The 17,438-nt window shown below is 67.8% G+C and carries 19 protein-coding genes and 4 pseudogenes; 7 read left to right on the forward strand and 16 right to left on the reverse strand.

The window, feature by feature from the left end:
• Nucleotides 1-80 precede the first annotated feature (80 nt).
• Nucleotides 81-1,458, forward strand: a pseudogene (locus StrepF001_RS11760) (IS200/IS605 family accessory protein TnpB-related protein); the annotation flags it as partial.
• A 348-nt stretch (nt 1,459-1,806) separates the two neighbouring features.
• Here the strand turns inward: StrepF001_RS11760 and StrepF001_RS11765 are convergent.
• The 7 genes and pseudogenes from StrepF001_RS11765 to StrepF001_RS47570 form a co-directional block, all read right to left on the reverse strand.
• A pseudogene (locus StrepF001_RS11765) lies at nt 1,807-3,201 on the reverse strand (Xaa-Pro peptidase family protein).
• A gap of 524 nt (nt 3,202-3,725) precedes the next feature.
• A complete protein-coding gene (locus StrepF001_RS11770; RefSeq protein ID WP_129798197.1) occupies nt 3,726-4,163 on the reverse strand; it encodes a hypothetical protein in 438 nt (145 codons plus the stop codon).
• A gap of 197 nt (nt 4,164-4,360) precedes the next feature.
• Nucleotides 4,361-5,641: a dihydrolipoamide acetyltransferase family protein gene (locus StrepF001_RS11775; protein WP_129798198.1), complete on the reverse strand. Its 1,281-nt coding sequence runs from the start codon at nt 5,639-5,641 to the stop codon at nt 4,361-4,363.
• A complete protein-coding gene (locus StrepF001_RS47550; protein ID WP_240797407.1) occupies nt 5,634-5,987 on the reverse strand; it encodes a transketolase C-terminal domain-containing protein in 354 nt (117 codons plus the stop codon). The genes StrepF001_RS11775 and StrepF001_RS47550 overlap by 8 nt, the downstream gene beginning before the upstream one ends.
• A 20-nt stretch (nt 5,988-6,007) precedes the next feature.
• Nucleotides 6,008-6,154 (reverse strand): hypothetical protein, encoded by a 147-nt coding sequence (locus StrepF001_RS47555; RefSeq protein ID WP_240797408.1) that lies wholly within the window; start codon nt 6,152-6,154, stop codon nt 6,008-6,010.
• Between the two features lie 340 nt (nt 6,155-6,494).
• Complete coding sequence (locus tag StrepF001_RS47565) at nt 6,495-7,397, reverse strand: thiamine pyrophosphate-dependent dehydrogenase E1 component subunit alpha (RefSeq protein WP_240797410.1); 903 nt, start codon at nt 7,395-7,397, stop codon at nt 6,495-6,497.
• Between the two features lie 172 nt (nt 7,398-7,569).
• Nucleotides 7,570-7,821, reverse strand: a complete 252-nt coding sequence (locus StrepF001_RS47570; RefSeq protein WP_240797411.1) for a hypothetical protein — start codon at nt 7,819-7,821, stop codon at nt 7,570-7,572.
• A 132-nt stretch (nt 7,822-7,953) separates the two neighbouring features.
• Between StrepF001_RS47570 and StrepF001_RS11785 the strand changes: the two genes are divergently transcribed.
• From StrepF001_RS11785 to StrepF001_RS47575, 6 genes and pseudogenes are all read left to right on the forward strand, one after another.
• Nucleotides 7,954-8,466, forward strand: a complete 513-nt coding sequence (locus StrepF001_RS11785) for a VOC family protein (RefSeq protein ID WP_129798199.1) — start codon at nt 7,954-7,956, stop codon at nt 8,464-8,466.
• Nucleotides 8,463-9,203 carry a GntR family transcriptional regulator gene (locus tag StrepF001_RS11790; RefSeq protein WP_129798200.1) on the forward strand — a complete coding sequence of 247 codons (741 nt, stop codon included), beginning with the start codon at nt 8,463-8,465 and terminating at the stop codon, nt 9,201-9,203. The genes StrepF001_RS11785 and StrepF001_RS11790 overlap by 4 nt, the downstream gene beginning before the upstream one ends.
• Nucleotides 9,204-9,451: 248 nt before the next feature.
• Nucleotides 9,452-9,742: pseudogene (locus StrepF001_RS49475) on the forward strand (aldehyde dehydrogenase family protein); the annotation flags it as partial.
• Between the two features lie 28 nt (nt 9,743-9,770).
• Nucleotides 9,771-10,876, forward strand: a pseudogene (locus tag StrepF001_RS11795) (aldehyde dehydrogenase family protein).
• A gap of 287 nt (nt 10,877-11,163) precedes the next feature.
• Complete coding sequence (locus StrepF001_RS11800) at nt 11,164-11,598, forward strand: MFS transporter (RefSeq protein ID WP_129798201.1); 435 nt, start codon at nt 11,164-11,166, stop codon at nt 11,596-11,598.
• A gap of 611 nt (nt 11,599-12,209) precedes the next feature.
• The gene (locus StrepF001_RS47575; protein WP_240797412.1) at nt 12,210-12,455 is read left to right on the forward strand and encodes a hypothetical protein; all 246 of its coding nucleotides are present in this window, start codon (nt 12,210-12,212) and stop codon (nt 12,453-12,455) included.
• Nucleotides 12,456-12,780: 325 nt separating this feature from the next.
• Here StrepF001_RS47575 and StrepF001_RS47580 read toward each other — a convergent pair whose 3' ends face one another.
• The 9 genes from StrepF001_RS47580 to StrepF001_RS47610 all read right to left on the reverse strand — a co-directional run bounded on the left by StrepF001_RS47580 (nt 12,781) and on the right by StrepF001_RS47610 (nt 17,413).
• The gene (locus StrepF001_RS47580) at nt 12,781-13,233 is read right to left on the reverse strand and encodes a BBE domain-containing protein (protein WP_240797413.1); all 453 of its coding nucleotides are present in this window, start codon (nt 13,231-13,233) and stop codon (nt 12,781-12,783) included.
• Complete coding sequence (locus StrepF001_RS47585) at nt 13,230-13,424, reverse strand: hypothetical protein (RefSeq protein ID WP_240797414.1); 195 nt, start codon at nt 13,422-13,424, stop codon at nt 13,230-13,232. The genes StrepF001_RS47580 and StrepF001_RS47585 overlap by 4 nt, the downstream gene beginning before the upstream one ends.
• Before the next feature lie 16 nt (nt 13,425-13,440).
• Entirely contained in the window at nt 13,441-14,193 is a 753-nt protein-coding gene (locus tag StrepF001_RS47590) for an FAD-binding oxidoreductase (RefSeq protein WP_240797415.1), read from the reverse strand.
• Nucleotides 14,194-14,384: 191 nt separating this feature from the next.
• Nucleotides 14,385-15,104, reverse strand: a complete 720-nt coding sequence (locus tag StrepF001_RS11815) for an enoyl-CoA hydratase/isomerase family protein (RefSeq protein ID WP_206306818.1) — start codon at nt 15,102-15,104, stop codon at nt 14,385-14,387.
• 356 nt (nt 15,105-15,460) lie between these two features.
• A complete protein-coding gene (locus StrepF001_RS47595; RefSeq protein WP_240797416.1) occupies nt 15,461-15,895 on the reverse strand; it encodes an NAD(P)(+) transhydrogenase (Re/Si-specific) subunit beta in 435 nt (144 codons plus the stop codon).
• Nucleotides 15,862-16,596, reverse strand: a complete 735-nt coding sequence (locus StrepF001_RS47600; RefSeq protein ID WP_240797417.1) for an NAD(P)(+) transhydrogenase (Re/Si-specific) subunit beta — start codon at nt 16,594-16,596, stop codon at nt 15,862-15,864. The genes StrepF001_RS47595 and StrepF001_RS47600 overlap by 34 nt, the downstream gene beginning before the upstream one ends.
• A 52-nt stretch (nt 16,597-16,648) precedes the next feature.
• On the reverse strand, nt 16,649-16,852 hold the full coding sequence (locus tag StrepF001_RS45540) for a hypothetical protein (RefSeq protein WP_165396188.1): 204 nt from the start codon (nt 16,850-16,852) through the stop codon (nt 16,649-16,651).
• 46 nt (nt 16,853-16,898) lie between these two features.
• Entirely contained in the window at nt 16,899-17,162 is a 264-nt protein-coding gene (locus StrepF001_RS47605) for a proton-translocating transhydrogenase family protein (RefSeq protein WP_240797418.1), read from the reverse strand.
• Between the two features lie 83 nt (nt 17,163-17,245).
• Nucleotides 17,246-17,413 (reverse strand): hypothetical protein, encoded by a 168-nt coding sequence (locus StrepF001_RS47610; protein ID WP_240797419.1) that lies wholly within the window; start codon nt 17,411-17,413, stop codon nt 17,246-17,248.
• Nucleotides 17,414-17,438 lie beyond the last annotated feature (25 nt).

The raw sequence follows: 17,438 nt of genomic DNA on the forward strand, positions 1-17,438 counted from the left end.
CTGCCGAACGCGGGTCGCCCGGCTGCATCAACTGTCCCGACGGCATCGAACCGAAGGCAGCCCGTTGGTCATGCTTCGGCGTGGATAACGGTGTCGGATGGTTCGGCAGCGACGATGGGGACTCCTTTGACCTCAAAGCCCGCTGCGCGGCCGGGCTGGAGCACGACAGCGAGCAGTGGCCAAGCGCACCCTTACGGACGAGGCGTCCTCCCGCTGGGCCGGATCGATCACGAAGGCCGGCCATGACCAGTGGGCGCTGGCCCGGCGCGGTCAGCTCGCGCACATCCAGTCCCTGGAAACGGGCGTGCACACGATCACGCACCGGCTGTCCGGCCGATCGGAGAGAAAGGCACCAAGAACGCACCGGGCGGGTACCGCAGCACACAGGAGTGGTTCGCCAAGTCCCGCCGCCTGCACGTCCTCAGCGACCGGCTGGAGCGGGAACAGGCGGACCGCGCGGCCGGGTGCGTGCATGTTGTACGCGGCGGGAAGCGGCTGCTGCACACCCGCCACGACCTCGACGCCGCCGGGATGACCGAGACTGCCTGGCGGCAGCGGTGGCAGGCCGAGCGCCGGTTCCTCGCCGCGGACGGGGTCCGGCAAAAGGTACGGAAACGAGACCCTCCGCGTCACCCCGGACGGTGAGGTCTTCCTCAAGCTCCCGGCCCCGCTGGCGCATCTGGCGAACGCCCCGCACGGCCGGTACCTGCTGGCCGCGCGGGTGGCGTTCGCGCACCGGGGCGAGCAGTGGCGCGACCGCATCACCGCCAACCGGGCCGTCGCCTACCGCATCCACGAAGACACAGTCCGCGGGCGCTGGTACCTGACCGCCTCCTGGACCCTCCCACCCGTCCAGACCGTGCCCCTGGCCACGCGCGAGGGGCATGGTCGGCGTCGACACCAACGCCGACCACCTGGCCGCCTGGCGCCTCGACACCCATGGCAACCCCGTCGGTGAACCACTCCGCTTCGGCTACGACCTCACCGGCACCGCCGGCCACCGCGATGCCCAGGTACGGCACGCCCTGATCCGCCTGCTGCACTGGGCCAAACGCCACGGCATCGCGATCGCGATCGAGGACCTCGATTTCACCGCCGAGAAGACCCGCGAGAAGCACGGACGCCGCAAACGCTTCCGCAACCTCATCTCCGGCATGCCCGTGAGCAAGCTGCGGCCCGGCTCGTCAGCATGGCGGCCGAACTCGGCATCACCGTCGTCGCCGTCGACCCGGCCTACACCAGCAAGTGGGGCGCCCAGCACTGGCAGAAGCCCCTCACCAGCAAGAACAGGAAGACCACTCGCCACGACGCGGCAGCGGTGGCGATCGGCAGGCGCGCCCTGGGGTACCCGATCCGGCTGGGGGTACCTCCCAGGCTCTTAAGGCACTGGGGAGGACGGCACCGCCCCACGACGACCAGAGCGATCGTCGTGGGCATCGGACCATCCAGGCCCGACCGGTGGCTTCCGAGGGTGAGGGAACCCGCCCCAGGTCGTCGACAACCTTCGGCCGCCTGTCCTGCATCCGCACCAGGGCGTAGAACAGGTCGTTCAGGCCGGTGTGCTGGTGGGTGAGCTTGTTGCGCTTGAGCCCCGCCTCCTGGGCGAGGGACTTGATCGTCAGCCGGCCGTCAGAGCGCAGAGGAATGCCGACCAGCAGACGGATCATCGCGTCGGTGAAGGCGCTTCCGGGGTCCCCGCGACGGCCTCGACGATGCCGTGAAGAGAGCTGTGCGAGCTGCGCTCATCAGGCATGACGTCGACCGCGCTCGCGCGGACCCGCGGGCTTGGGCCGGGCGACCTTCCGGTCAGAGGCCGGCAGAGTCGTCCCGGTGGCTGGACCGGCTCCCGGCCACCGTGTTCAGGTGCGACTGCGAGTCGCGCTCGGCCGACAACGGTCCCGAGACGGTGAAGTAACGCCGACCGGCGACCAGCAGCTCCTCCGCCGGGAACTTTGTGATCACCTCACACCCTTCCGCGTCACCACGAGCTCCTCCTCGATCCGGGCCGCGCCCCAGCCGTCCTTTGACGGCCAGTAGGTCTCCAGCGCGAACACCATGCCCTCTTCGAGCACCTCGGGGTGCTCGAAGGACACCAGTCTGGAGAACACAGGCTTCTCCCAGATCGACAGCCCGACTCCATGGCCGTACTGAAGCGCGAAGGCCTCCTCATCGGGGAACCCGAACTCCTGCGCCGTCGGCCACACCGACACGATGTCGGCCGTCGTGGCTCCGGGGCGGACCAGGCTGATCGCTTCGTCCATGTACTCACGGCACCGCGTGTAGGCGTCGCGTTGAGCGGAAGAGGCGCTGCCGACGGCGAAGGTGCGGTAGTAGCAGGTGCGATAGCCGTTGTAGCTGTGGAGGATGTCGAAGAACGCCGGATCCCCGGGCCGCACGATGCGGTCCGAGAAGACGTGGGGTGTGGTGCACACCGTTCCCCGGAGATCGCGTTGACGCCCTCGACGAACTCCGAGCCGAGGTCGTAGAGAGTCTTGGCCACCACACCCACGCACTCGTTCTCACGCACACCCGGCCGGAGGAACTCGTAGAGGTTCTCGTAGGCGGCGTCGACCATCGAGCATGCATGGGTGAGCAGGTGGATCTCGTCACGTGTCTTGATGCGTCGGGCCTCCAGGAAAACCTGCTGGCCGTCGACCACGGTGATGCCCGCGTTCTGCAGGGCCATCAGGACCGGGAGCTCGACGACGTCGACGCCGAGCGGCTCCCCCAGGAGTCCGTAGAGCTCGAGTTCATGCTTGATCTTCTCGGCGACGGAGTCGGCCATCCCGACCAGGGGTTGATGGCGCCGCGCAACGTCGAGATGCCGGCGCGAGCGCCGCTGGGGTTGCGGGCATCGGCTCCGTGGTGGGCTCCGTGCGGATCACCGTCCACGTGGGCGTTCGAATAGTCCAGCCAGGGGTTGTACAGCTGGTGGTGCTTGGCGGCTGAACCGAAGTCCCAGACGATCGGCTCACCTCCCCTGACCAGCAGGGAGAACCGGATCATCTTGTCGATCGCCCAGGTCCCGATGTGGGTCGAGGTCATATAGCGGATGTTGGCGAAGTCGAAGGCCAGGACCGCGCCGAGGTCGGACTGCTCCAACGACTTGCGGAGACGGGCCAGTCGCTCGTCGCGGAGCCTGTTCATGTCGACCCGGGTCTCCCAGTCGACCGTGTTCGGTCCAAACGTCGGAATCGCCATCACAAGTCCTTTGCCGGCGTGTAGTTACGGGGATGGAGGGGTGGCACGCGCGCCGTGTGCACTCGCATGGGCGCACGTTGTCAGGTGGTGCTGAAACAGGCAGGGGTGGGTGACGTCAACTTCCGCTGGGCCGCGGTTGTCGCGAGCCGCCTTCCTGCAGAGCTTCAGGGATGGGCAGGTTTATGTGCAGCGTCACTGAACGCTTGCTTGCTTCACGAACGTCACCTCCACAGTGGTGCCGGTGGGCGCTGCGCCCATGGCGGCCACCGTGTGATCCCGGCACACTTCAAGCGTGCAAGGGTGACCGTCCAGGCATCCGAGATAGAGCCCGGGTGCGGGACGCGCGAACCTGGACGAGATGAGCAACCGGCCTTCGTCGGCAACGACTGCCGGAAGGGTGAGGGAGGCTCCCAGCAGGTCAGCGGCCGATTCGAGGTCGCCGTCGGAGACGAGCCGACGGATGCGCGTGGAGGAGACCGGCTCACCGGCCGGGCCCCGCGTGACGAGAGGGACGACCTGGGTGCTCAGCTCGGGATACCGATCGAAGGTGGCTGCCGTCCCGGCGCCCAGGCGCCGAACCGGAAACCCTGGCCGACGCTGACGAACTGCGCACCGAGCCGGTCGAGCACGACGCTTTCGACGAAGTCCTCAGCCGAGACTCGCGACCAGGCATGGTCGAACGGGACGATCACCACCTGTCGGATCCCCAGTGAGCCGAGCTTGTGCAGCTTCTGCCGGCGATCGCTCAACAGGCCCGGAACACGGTGCGGTTCGAGTACCTGCATCGGGTGAGGGTCGAAGGTGAGCACGGTGTCGCACCCCTGAAGGACCTGACGGTGACCGAGGTGAACGCCGTCGAAGGTCCCTATCGCGACCTTGGTGCGCGAGCGGGCTCCACCAGCGAGGCTGTGACCACGGAGGCCCCGTCTTCCCTGGGGTGTCTCGAGGCTGAAAACCTCCATCACCCATCCCTCCTTCGTCCTAGGGGGCAGGCTGAGCGCAAGCCAGTATGAGCCTCGCGCCGTTAGCAGTCGGGAAAGCGTGAGGCGGCCCGGCGCTCTCGTGTGAGTCCTGCGTTAACCGCACTTGCCGAGGGCTCGGGGCTCGGTTCTTCTCTCGGAGAAGGACGGAGCCGCCGACTGCAGAAACGTCGGCGTGGTCACAGCAGGATCTGTAGCGGGTGTTCAAGAACGTCCACGAACGCCTTCATCCACTCGGCCGCGGTGGCGCCGTCCACCGACCGGTGGTCGACGGCGAGCGTCAGTCGCAGAACGGACGCGACGGTGACCGCACCTTCCTCGACGACCGCCGCCTGCTGCACCGCGCCGACAGCCAGGATCGCGGCCTGTGGCGGGTTGATGATCGCTGCGAAGTCGTCGGTGCCGTACATGCCGAGGTTGGTGATCGTGATCGTGCCGCCCTCCAGTTCTTCCTGTCGCAGTCGGCGCTCCTTCGCACGGGCGATGAGGTCCTTCGTCGCCGTGGCAACGCCGCTCATCGACAGGGAGCCCACGTCGCGGACCACCGGGGTGACCAAACCGCCGTCGGTGGCGACGGCCACGGCGATGTCGACGCCCGAGAACTGCCGGATCGAGGTGTCGTTCCACTGCACGTTCATCGCGGGAACGATCCCGTGCGTGGACGCGATCGCCTTGACGAGCAGGTCGTTGATCGACACCTTCACACCCTGGCCGGCGTTGATCCGCCGCCGCAGCTCGAGCAACGCGTCGACGCGTGCGCCGGCGCGTAGATAGAAGTGCGGTGTGGTCTGCTTGCTCTCCGTCAGCCGACGGGCGATGGCCCGACGCATCCGCGTGACGGGCACGTCCACGAACCGTGGATCGACTGCCGAAGTCGCCGTCGTCCGGAAGTCTTCGCGCGTGTGGGCCGGCACCTCCTCCTGCGGCTCCGCCGACCTGGCGGCGGCCGCTTCGACGTCGGACCGCCGGATCCGTCCGTGCGGACCGCTCCCGACCACGCCGTTCAGATCGACTTCGAGCTGGCGCGCCAGACGGCGCGCCAGTGGGCTCGCGAAGAGGCGTTCACCCTTGTCCTGTGCCGCCTCCGTGGGCGCCTGAGCGGTCATGGCTGTCGGCGTCGCGCGCTCTTGAGGCGCCGACACCGAGGCGGAGGAAGCCGCCATGGGCACCGCTTCCGTTCCCAGTGAAGCCACCAGGGCGTCCACCGCGGACGCCGACTCGCCCGGCGCCCCCCAGATCGCGATCGGTGTACCCACCGCCACGGTCGAACCCGCATCCACCAGGAGGCGCAGGAGTACGCCGTCGCCCTCGGCCTCCACCTCGACCACGGCTTTCTCGGTCTCCACCGTGACGATCGGATCCCCCGCCGTGTAACGGGCGTTCAAGCCGACGTTCCAGGATTGCAGGATTGCCTCTTCGGTGTTGGCGGCGACCTCGGGCATGCGCAGGACCTCAGCCATCGTTCCGCTCCCCAGAGATCTCGCGGAGCTTGGCGACGACTTCCTCCGTCGAGGCGAACGCGGCACGCTCCAGCACTTTGCTGATACTCGGCGACGCCTCGCCACCGGTCACCCGCTCGATCGGGGCGTCGAGCCAGTCGAACAGCCGCCGCTGGATCTCGTCCGCGAGCCAGCCGCCGTAGGAGGTGCCGATGGCGCCCTGCTCGGCGATGAGCACGTTGTTGGTCTTCATCACCGATCGGGTGATCGTGTCCCAGTCCAGACTGGCCCGGTCCAGCCAGCGCAGGTCGATGACCTCGGCGTCCACGCCCGTCTGGTCGACGGCCGCCAGAACGGCCGGCGTCATCGCCAGATAGGTGAGGACGGTCAGGGCCGCTCCCTCGCGGCGTACGGCGGCCTTGCCGACGGAAGGTAGTGATCGTAGTTCTCCGGCAGGCCCGGACCGGTCGAGTTGTACAGGTCCACGTGCTCGAGAACCACGACCGGGTCGTCGCAGGCCAAGGCCGTGTTCATCAGGCCGACGTAGTCGAACGGTCGACGGTGCGACTATGCGCCAGCCGGGTGCGGTCGCGAGGATGCCGGCCGGGTCCATCGAGTGTTGTGATCCGTAGCCGGTACCCATGGCCACCTTGCTGCGCAGGACGAACGGCACCTTGCCTCACCTCCGAACATGTGGCGGGCCTTTCCGATCTGGTTGAACAACTGGTCTGCCGCCACCCACATGAAGTCGGCGTACATGAATCGTACTCGACGATGGGGCGGAACCGGCCGTCCAGAGCCAGTCCGCCACCGAGGCCGGCGAACGCGTTCTCCGAAATCGGGGTCCCGATCACCCGGTCGGGGAACGCCTCGCTCAGGCCCCGGGTGGCGCCGTTGGTTCCGCGTTGAGCTTGTGCACGTCCTCGCCCATCACCACGACGCGAGGATCGCTGTCCAGGCGGCGTCCCATCACGCCGGCGACGGCGCCCAGGAACTTGACATCGGTCAGGTCGCCGGCGAAGTCCTCGGTGTCGGTGAACTCGATCCCGGCCAGCTCCGAGAGGTCGCCCCGGACGCCTTCGTCGACGAACGCCGGGTCAGGCCACTCCGAAGGCACGATGCGTCGCTCGCCCGGCTTGCCGCCCGGTCGCGGTTCCAGGAGGACGTCGCCGAGCTCGGACATCAGGGTCCTGGCGCGCTTGATCGTCTCCGCGATCGCCTTCTTGGTGAGGATTCTGCGGCGTACCAGGTGTCCCGCCATGGTGTCGATCGGGTCGCGGGCACGCCACTGCGCTTCCTCTTCCTTGGTGCGGTAGCGGAACGCCGAGCCGGGGAAGGGTCCGTTCTGGTGGAAGTAGCGGTACACATCGGCTTCGATCATCGTCGGACCGTTGCCGTTGCGCATGTGCGCGAGGGCCTGCTGCGTCACGAGGTACACGGCCAGCGGATCCATGCCGTCGACCTTCCAGCTCCGGATGCCGAAGCCCGGGCCGCGGCCGGACAGCCGTGGTTCGGCGGTGACTTCGGACACGTGGGTGGAGACGGCGTACAGGTTGTTCTCGACGAAGAAGCACAAGGGCAGCGACCACGCCGCCGCGAGATTGAGGCTCTCCAGCGTGGATCCGATGTTGATCGCTCCGTCGCCGAAGAAGGTGAAGGTCACCGCGTCGGTGCCGGCCTTCTTGTGGGCCCAGGCGGATCCGGCCGCGAGCGGTACCCCGCCACCGACGATCGCGTTGGTTCCGATGGCGCCGGCCTCGTGCCACTGCAGGTGCATGCTGCCGCCGCGACCGTGGCTGAAACCCGGTCGAGTCCGCAGATTTCGCGCAGGCTGCGCAGGAGCACGGCCCGCACATCCTCCGGGAACGGCTTCGTCGGGTCGATGCCCTTGGGATGGAGGTGGGCCAGCACCTTGGCGAGGAACTGGTGATGGCCGCGGTGCGAGCCGTTCACGGTGTCCTGCGACGAAAGGGCGAAGCACGCACCGACCGCGCCGCCCTCTGGCCGATGCTGGAATGCGCGGGGCCGTGGATGAGCCCGTCCGCGGCGAGCTCCAGGACGTACTCCTCAAAGGTCCGGATCAGCACCAACTGGCTGAACATGCCTGTCAGGAGGTCGGGGTCCGCGGCGTCCCAGTCGTCCTGGGTGGCGACGGACTCCGACCATGCGGCCTTTGCTTGGAGTTGGTGTTCGGCAGGCATCGGGAGCCTCCTTCAGTCGACCGGAGTGCACCGACCCTGCCACAGGATTGGATCCAATAACAAGACTTCCCTCGACTTCTGGCGTCGACAGGGTCACTATGGAGCCCACTTTGGATCCAAAGGAGGAAGATCATGGCTCTACCCGGTCTCACCCGCCTTGACCACATCGGCTTCACGGTGCCGGACCTGGAGCAGGCGCACGCCTGGCTCGTGGACGTCCTGGGCTGTGAGTATCTGTATGCGATCGGCCCGTTGAGCTCGGCGGACGACTGGATGTCGGAGCATCTCGACGTGGACGCGCGCACGGTGCTGCGTCAACTGCGCTTCTACCGGTGCGGAGAGCAGGCCGTGTTCGAGGTCTTCGAGTATCGGACGGCTGAGCAGCGGACGGCTGTCCCGCGCAACAGCGACGTCGGCGGTCACCATGTCGCGCTCTACGTCGAGGACCTGGACGAGGCGGTGTCGTGGCTGAGGGCGAGGGGCGTTCCCGTACTGGGAGACCCGACCGTGAGTGCCGGACCGTCCAAGGGGCAGCGGTGGGTCTACTTCCTCTCACCGTGGGGGATGTACTTTGAGCTGGTGTCCTATCCTGACGGCAAGGCCTACGACCACGACCGTCAGCATTTCAGAGGTGACCGCACTTGAGTCCTGCGCACGCTCGTGATCCGCGCGGGTCGGACAGTGTCAGGAGCCAGCGCATCGCGGGCATCCTCCGTGACGAGATCCTCGCCGGCGATCTGACACCCGGCACGTGGTTGCGCCAGGACGAACTCGCCGCGCGCCTCGGCGCGAGCCGTATCCCGGTCCGCGAAGCGCTGCGGATCCTGGAGTCGGAGGGCCTCACCGAGTCGTTCCCCAACCGGGGTGCGCGGGTTCCCGTGCTCAGCCTCGAGGACGTGAACACGTACTACCGGATGCGTGAGCGACTCGAGCCGCTGACTCTGACGGAGAGCCTCTCCCGTCTCACCGACCAGCATCTCGCCCGCCTCGAGCGCATCCAGGACGAGATCGAGAACCAGAGCGACATCAACCGGTTCCTGCTGCTCGACCGTGACTTCCACATGACCAGCTATTCGGCTTGCCCCAGCGGCCACCTGCTGGCCATGACAGAGCGGCTCTGGAACTCCACCCAGCACTACCGCCGTGCGTTCATGGTCCTCGCCGACCCCGACCGGGCGACGATCGTCAACGCCGAACACCGGCTGATCCTCGACGCCGTGCGGCGCCGCGATCCTGAGGACTGCGAGCGGTACCTCACGGGGCACATCCGCCGGACCAGGGTCGAACTCACGGCCCATCCCGAGCTTTTCGTCGACAGCGACGACGCGAGCGGGAGGCCCGGTCTCCTGAGCGGACGAGCAGGATTCCGCCGGGGCGGTTGAAACGGTCCGACCGGTCGAGCCGTCGGCGGACCTGCTGGACGACGAGTCGACCGGGCAGCCGGTCCGGCACCCGATACCGCGACGACGGTCCCCGTCGTGCGCCTTCGGCACATGCGGCGAGGCCGGCTCCCACCATGCGCCGTTGATCGGTCTCTGTCGGCCGGCCGACTGGAATGTATCCAACTTGGTGCGAGCGCATGGTGTTTGCGCCGCAAGAGTACTAGTCCACGGTGAATGCGAAGCCTACGATGGATCCAATCGAGAATCATTGGTGCCCACGCCACGAGGAGAGCGCCGTGCCCATCGCCACCGTCAACCCCGCTACCGGGGAGCTCATCGAAGAGTTCACCCCACTCACGAAGGAGCAGGTCGACCAGCGACTGACGCAAGCAGAGGCTGCGGCCGCGATGCTCCGGGCAACCGACTTCGGCACTCGCGCCCAGTGGATGCGGGCCGCTGCTGACCTGGTCGAGGCCGAGGCGGCCCACACGGCGCGAAGGCTCACGATCGAAATGGGCAAGCCGATCGCGCAGGCCCGCGCCGAGGTCCTCAAGTGCTGCGCACGCAATGCGCTTCTACGCCGACAACGCCGAAAGCCTGCTGGCCGACCAGCCGCTCGCCGACCCGAGCACAGTCAAGGCATCGGTTGCCTACACCTCCTACCAGCCTCTCGGCGTCGTTCTGGCCGTGATGCCGTGGAACTATCCGATGTGGCAGGTGATCCGCTTTGCCGCGCCTGCGCTGATGGCCGGCAACGTCGGCCTGCTCAAGCACGCGTCGAACGTGCCGCAGTCCGCGATGTACCTCGACAAGCTCTTCGAACGGGCGGGCTTCCCCGCGGCTCGTTCCAGACGCTCCTCATCGGAGCAGCCGACGTCGAGGCGGTCCTGCGCGACCGGCGCGTCGCCGCCGCGACGCTGACGGGTTCCGAGCCGGCCGGGCGGTCGGTCGCCGCTGTCGCCGGCTCCGAGGTGAAGAAGGTCGTGCTGGAGCTGGGTGGGTCCGACCCGTTCATCGTGATGCCTTCCGCCGATGTCCGCGCCGCCGCCCGCACCGCCGTGACGGCTCGTACGATCAACAACGGCCAGACCTGCATCGCGGCCAAGCGGTTCATCGTCCACACGGAGGTGTACGAGGAGTTCGTCGAGGCCTTCGTCGCGGGCACAAAGGCGCTGACCATCGGCGACCCGCTCGACGAGGAAACCCAGATCGGGCCGATCGCCACGGAGTCCGGCCGGCGCGAGCTCGTCGAACTCGTCGACGACGCCGTCGCGAAGGGTGCCGTCCTGCGGTGCGGTGGGTCGGCGGTCGGTACCGAGGGGTGGTTCTTCGAGCCGGCGGTGCTGGAGGAGGTCACCGGCGAGATGCGGGTGTACCGGGAGGAGACGTTCGGCCCGTTGGCAGTGGTCCACCGGGTCGACGACATCGAGCAGGCGGCGGAGCTCGCCAACGACACTACTTTCGGTCTCAGTTCGTCGGTGTGGACCACTGACCCGGACGAGGAGCGGTTCCTGATCAACCGCCTCGCGGCCGGTGCCGTCTTCGTCAACGGCATGAGCGTCTCCTACCCCGAGCTGCCCTTCGGCGGCGTCAAGGACTCCGGCATCGGCCGCGAGCTCGCAGCGGAGGGCATCCGGGAGTTCTGCAACCTCAAGTCGATCTGGAAGAGCTGACGCGGACCTTCGGTTTCCTCGGACCGGGCGCGATGGGCGCGGGCACCGCCCGTGGCTCCTCGCACCCGGTCCTGCTGACAGCGCCGGGCGATGTGCCGCACCGCGAGGTTGACTCGCGGTCTCCCCGAAGCATCCCGATCCCGGATTGACGTGTTCATGCCCCGAGAGGCGGTGTCGGCCGCGGCCGGCGCGACCGGGCCCCTCCCGCAACGCCCCGGCCCGCCGTCCGGTCGCAACACAACTCCCAGGGAATCCCCACCCCTTCGAGAACGAGCTCAGGAGAACCTATGACCGAAGCACCGCCCTCGGCCGCGCCGACGGCCGCCGCGTCCCCGGAAGCACCCTTTCCCCGCTGGTACCACTCCATCCCACGCGAGCACCGGCCCGCGTTCTGGGCCGGGTCCGCCGGATGGGGCCTGGACGCCTTCGACTTCATGACCCTGCCGCTGGCCCTCGGGTCCATCGCCGCGGCATTCGCGCTGACTTCCACCGAGTCGGGCATGATCGTGACCGTGACCGTGCTGGCCTCGGCGGTGGGCGGTGCCCTCGCGGGCATGCTGGCGGACCGGGTGGGACGGGTGCGGGTCCTGATGATCACTATCGCGACCTTCGCGGTCTTCACCGCACTGTCCGGCTTGTCCAGAACTACGGTCAGATGCTGCTGTTCAAGGGGCTCCAAGGTCTTGGATTCGGTGGCGAGTTCGCAGCCGGCGCGGTCCTGATCGCCGAGATCGCCCCCGCCCGGCATCGCGGCCGGATCATGGGATTCGTCGCCAGCTCCTACGCGGTCGGCTGGGCCCTGGCCGTCCTGGCCTATTCCGTCATCTTCAGCCACGCCGGCCCTGACGCCTGGCGCTATCTGTTCATCCTCGGCATCATCCCCGCCTTCGCGCTGATCTTCATACGGCGCAACGTCAAGGACTCGGACGCCTCGAAGGAGAATCGCCGCCGGGTCAAGGAGGCGTCCGCCACACGGTGTGGAGCGGATTCGCCGAACTGTTCCGCGCGACCTACGGCGCACCACGCTGCTGACCCTGCTGGTCGGGATCGGAGCGCAGGGCGGGTACTTCGCCATCTTCACCTGGCTGCCGTCCTACCTGCACAAGGAGCGCGGTCTGACGGTCGTCGGGACCAGCGGCTACCTCTCGGTCATCATCGTCGGCTGCTTCCTCGGCTACACGACCCGGCGGGTACCTGCACGACTGGATCGGCCGCCGGAAGACGTACATCCTCTTCGCGTTCAGCGGCGTGGTGTGCGTGGTCGCCTACACCTGGATCCCCGAGGGGCCAACAGCCTGCTGCTGGTGCTGGGCGTGCCGCTGGGGATGGCGGCGTGCGGATTGCTGGCCGCTCGGGCGTGTTCTTCAGCGAGTTGTTCCCCAGCCGGGTACGCGGCGCCGGCGTCGGCATCGCCCACAACTTCGGGCGGGGCGTCGCCGCCTTCTTCCCCGCCCTCGTCGGCGTGCTCTCATCGATCCTCGGACTGAAGGCGGCCATGGGCATCGGAGCACTGGGGTACGTCCTGGTGATCGTCGGCGTGCTGGCGCTCCCGGAGACCCGGGGCCGGCAGATCGCGTAGATCCGAGGCCAAGAGGAAGAAGCAGAGCCCTCTGTGCGACGTCCCGGCGAGAACTCACGGGACGTCGCACGGACGTACGCTCCACGCACCGGACCGGGAAAGCGCAAGGTGACGACTACGACGTCGTCATGCGCTTCAGGCGCAGGGCGAGAGCGTCGTGACGGTGGAGCAGGGCTGTGGCGACGCGGGGAAGTTCGGTGGCGCCGCCGCCAGGTACGGCCGCGGTCCGGTTGCCGCGGAGATCCCGGAGTTCGCCCCGCCGGTACGGGGCGAAAGGAAGAGCGCCACACGGCGAGCCGCTCGTGTGACGCCCGCCCGTGTGCGGTCAGTCGGTGGTCTCAGGTGCGATGTTCTTGTTGAAGCGGAGCAGGTTCTGAGGGTCCCAGGCGGCCTTGATCGAACGCAGCCGCTGGTGTTTGGCCTCGCTGCCGTGCACTCCGCGGCGCCACTCTTCGCCCAGGTCGTCGGTGAGGTTGGCGTAGCCGTTCGTCAGCGTGTGCGGCCGCATCGCCTCGGTGAGGGTCGTCGCCCACTCGTCGTACTGCGCGTCGGACTCGGGTTCGTCCCACTTGCAGATGGCTTCCCACAGCCAGCCGGCTCCCGCACGGGAGAAGGCCACGGCGTCCTCGTCCATGTCCTCGGAGATCGCACCGCCCATGAACGAGATGTTGATCGAGTAGATGTCGCCGGGTCCGGCCGGCACGGTGGCAACGTGCTCCAGCAGCACGTCGACGGCGTCGCCGGACAGTGTCGGCAGGTACCCACCACGCAGGTTCATGCGCATGCCGTAGGGGCGACGGCGTCGAGCATGCTGTTCGCCTGAACCCACGTGGTCTTCGTGACCAGGTTGGCCAGCGGTTGGCCGAGCGCGGCGAGCGACTCGACGACCTCGTCGGCCGTGGCGGGCTCCCCGGTGTGGACCACGACGAGAATCAGCGCCGGCTTCCCGTGCACTTCATCGGGCAGCATCGGAAGCGGGGGAGCATCAGCGATCGCGACCGCAGGCAGCTCCGCGGGCTGTGGCCAGGTGCGCCGAAAGCTTGCCGAGGACATCGGCTGCCTGGTCGAACGGGAATATCAGCTGTCCTGCGACGACGTCGGGGCCGACCGGGTGCGCGCGGTACTCGAGCGAGGTGACGACTCCGAAGTTGCCGCCCCCGCCGCGCAGCGCCCAGAACAGCTCGGAATTCTCGGTCTCGTCGGCGCGGACCTTGCGGCCGTCCACAGTGATCACGTCGCAGGCCAGCAGATTGTCGACGGTGGCGCCGTAGCGGCGCATCAGGAAGCCGATGCCGCCGCCCAGGGTCAGCCCGGCGACGCCGGTGTTGCTGACCGTCCCGGCGGGTACGGCCAGGCCGTGCTGCTGTGCGGCGGCGTCCATCTCGCCGAGCCTGACGCCAGGTTGGGCCCGTACCACCCGGGTCTCCGGGTCGACGATGACGTCCCGCATCGCCGAGAGGTCGATGACCAACGCGCCACCCGGCATCGCATAGCCGTCGGAACCGTGCCCGCCACTGCGTACGGCCACCGGGATGGTGTGTGCGGTGGCGTAGCGCAGGACGGTGGCGACGTCCTCCTCGTCGGCGCACTGCGCGATCAGCGCGGGACCCTCGTCGGCGGCACGGCCTTGGTACACCGCACGTGCCGCGTCGTACTGGTCGTCGCCGGGCCGCAGCACCGCGCCGCGGAATTCGGTCGGGAAGTCGGAGTGAGTGCGGTGGTCTGTCGACACGTGCATGGGGGGCTCCTGTGTCAGGGATGTACAAGACGATGGATGTTCGTCGCCGATGGGCGGCGCCTTCGGCGAGACGCGTATCGGAGGACCGCAGGACGTGCGCTTCGGCATCCACCCGGTCGCGGGCCGGCTGCTCCGTGACGGGCGGTGCTATGAACCAGCACCACCGTCACAGCAGCGGCTTGGCAGCAAGATCAGTAATCGAACACCTCGATGAAACGTGGCAGCGAAGCGTCGAGCGCGTCGTCGTATGACATCGATGCGAATTCGTAGACCGAGCGACGGCCAGGGGCACCTGCGCCAGCCGCCCTCAGTGCGTTGTCGAGCCACTCCTGGGCAACCACAGCTGCTCGGCCGGCCTCAACCACGGCCTGCACGAGACCGACCTCGCGGGCTCTCTCGGCGGTGAACGGCTTGCCGGAACCGATGTTCTCGATCGCCAGGCGCGGCCCAAGCCGATGAATGATGGGCACCTGCGCGATCATCGGCCACATCCCGGCGCTGACCTCCACCGTGCCGATTCGCGCACTGTCCACTGCGACGGCGAAGTCGCAGGCCGCTACGAACGAAGCGCCGCTGGCGAGCGCGTCGCCGTTGACGGCAGCCGCGACAGACAAACCCAGATGAGGGAAGATCCGGAGGGCGTCCAGCAACGCCTCGCCGAACAGAGCTGGATCTGCACCAGCTTTGATGGCAGCGATGTCGAGACCGCCGCAGAAGGTGTCACCTGCACCGGTGAGCAGGACGGCGCGGATGTCCGGGTTGTCGTCACACTCCTGCAGGCGGGTGCGGATGTCGGTGAGGATGCCTGGGTTCAGCAGGTTCCGCTCGCCATTGTGAATGGTCAAGATGGCGGTAGCACCGACCGTTTCTTGCTCTACGCCGCCGCTCCAGACGTTGTCCACGCTGTTCATAATCCGAGTCCTCTCACTTTGTTGACGAGGTGCGGTCCGTCTGTCGAAAACGGCGCGCTCGATTCCTGGCATGTCGGACTCACTGCGTCGCGATGCGTCCTACTGCGTCCCCGCCCAGGGCGCTGCGTCACGGTGCCGGAATGCTCGGCGACCTCAGCGTCCTCGACGCGCTTGGAAGAGGTGACCAGCTCGGCGTCTCCGAGCCGCGGGTGGCTCTCGCCTGCCAGTGCTGCCGTCACTCGTGGCCCTCGACCGTCACGAGCGCGTGGACCGGCGTCGAACTCCCGGAGCCCGGATTGCGCGCCAATCTCGTTGCTGTGCCTGGTCAGTTGCTGACGCCTGCAGCAAGACTTGTATTAGAGGACCCGGAGGATGTCGTCGACGCGGTCCTTGGCGTCGCCGAAGAGCATGGCGGAGTTCTCGCGGTAGAAGAGCGGGTTCTGGACGCCGGCGTATCCGGAGGCCATGGAGCGTTTGAAGACGATGACGTTCTCGGCGTTCCAGACCTGCAGGACGGGCATGCCGGCGATGGGTGAGGCGGGATCCTCGGCGGCGGCCGGGTTGACGGTGTCGTTGGCGCCGATGACGAGGACGACGGCGGTGTCGTCGAAGTCGTCGTTGATCTCGTCCATCTCCAGAACGATGTCGTAGGGGACTTTGGCCTCGGCGAGCAGGACGTTCATGTGGCCCGGCAGCCGGCCTGCGACCGGGTGGATGCCGAAGCGGACGTTGACATCTCGGTCCCTGAGTTTGCGGGTCAGCTCGGCGATGCCGTACTGGGCCTGGGCCACGGCCATGCCGTAGCCGGGGTGATGATCACCGAGTCGGCCGTCCCGAGGAGCTCGGCGACGCCCTCGGCGGTGATCTCGCGGTGCTCGCCGTAGTCCTTGTCGTCGGCCGGGCCGGCCTCGATGCCGAAGCCGCCGGCGATCACGGAGACGAAGGAACGATTCATCGCCTTGCACATGACGGAGGACAGGTAGGCACCCGAGGAGCCGACCAGGGCGCCGGTGATGATCAGCAGGTCGTTCTCCAGCAGGAATCCCGACGCCGCGGCTGCCAGCCGGAGTAGGAGTTCAGCATCGAGACGACCACGGCATGTCGCCGCGCCGATCGAGGCGACAGGTGCAGCCCAGGGCAGCGCGACGGCGTGACGGCGATACAGCCACAGCGCCGGGTCGATGACGAACCAGTGGTCAGCACGCGAACGCGGCAGGGCACCGAGGTTGAGGTAGTTTTGCCGGAGCATCAGCGAGACTATATGAGAGCTTGAGGACGCCACGATCGAGCCGGTGAAGGTGACGGGCGATGAAGAGCCGATGAACATCGGGAATGGATCCGAGGAGTTCCTGAGCCACCAGCACCTTGACTCGGCGCTGACAGGGCCGTCAAGGGTGGCCTCGACGTGCAGGTAGCCGTTCCAGCCCACCAGCACCGCAGCCAGACCCACGAACGAGTGCAGCAAGGCGATCAGTTCGGGCATCCCGGTCATCTCCACCACCCGGGCCCGCACAGCAGCGGCCGCGACCGCATGGCGCCGATCATCAGTGCCAGACCGACTCCGGAGATGTGATGGTGGATCGCCAGCGCGATCGTCGCGGCAAGGCACCGCCATGCCGCAACGCGAAGGACTTGCCGGCCTTGGCGGTCTCGTGACGGGACAGGCCGGCCAGCGCCAGGATGAAGAGCAGGGCCGCGACGATGTAGGCAGCCGCCGCCGCTGTCTCGACAGTCGTCAGATCAGACATGACAGGCCCCCTCAGCTTCTCGAGAACATGGAGAGCATCCGACGGGTCACGCGAAGCCACCGAAGACGTTGACCGCGGCCAGCAGGATCGCGATCGTCGACAGCACCGTGACCAGCGTGCGTTCGGGGTCCCTCGTGCCCGATCTGCAGCAGGGCGCCGACACGATGATTCCCGAGATCGCGTTGGTCACGCTCATCAACGGCGTGTGCAGGGCGTGGTGCACCTGCCCGATCACGTAGTAGCCGATCACGATCGCCAGGGCGAACACCGTCAGGTGCCCAGCAGCGCCGCCGGGGACAGAGCCGCGCACAGGAACAGCACCGCGGCGCCGACCCCGCCACGGTGAACCGGCGCCGGCCCGACATCGGTGACTCGGTTCCGGAAGGGTCGGCTTCACCTCGGTGCGAGCCGATGCGGGAGCGGCCGCCGGCGCGGCGGAGACCTGGACGGTGGCGGCGGCCAGGTCAATTCGCCGTCGCGCACCACGGTCATGGACCGTTGCACCACGTCGTCGAAGTCCAGCACCAGCCGGCCGTCCTTGCCCGGGGTCATCAGCTTCATCAGGTTGACCAGGTTGGTGCGTACA

Source organism: Streptomyces sp. F001, from assembly GCF_004187715.1.
In the GTDB taxonomy this organism is placed as follows: domain Bacteria; phylum Actinomycetota; class Actinomycetes; order Streptomycetales; family Streptomycetaceae; genus Streptomyces; species Streptomyces flavusporus.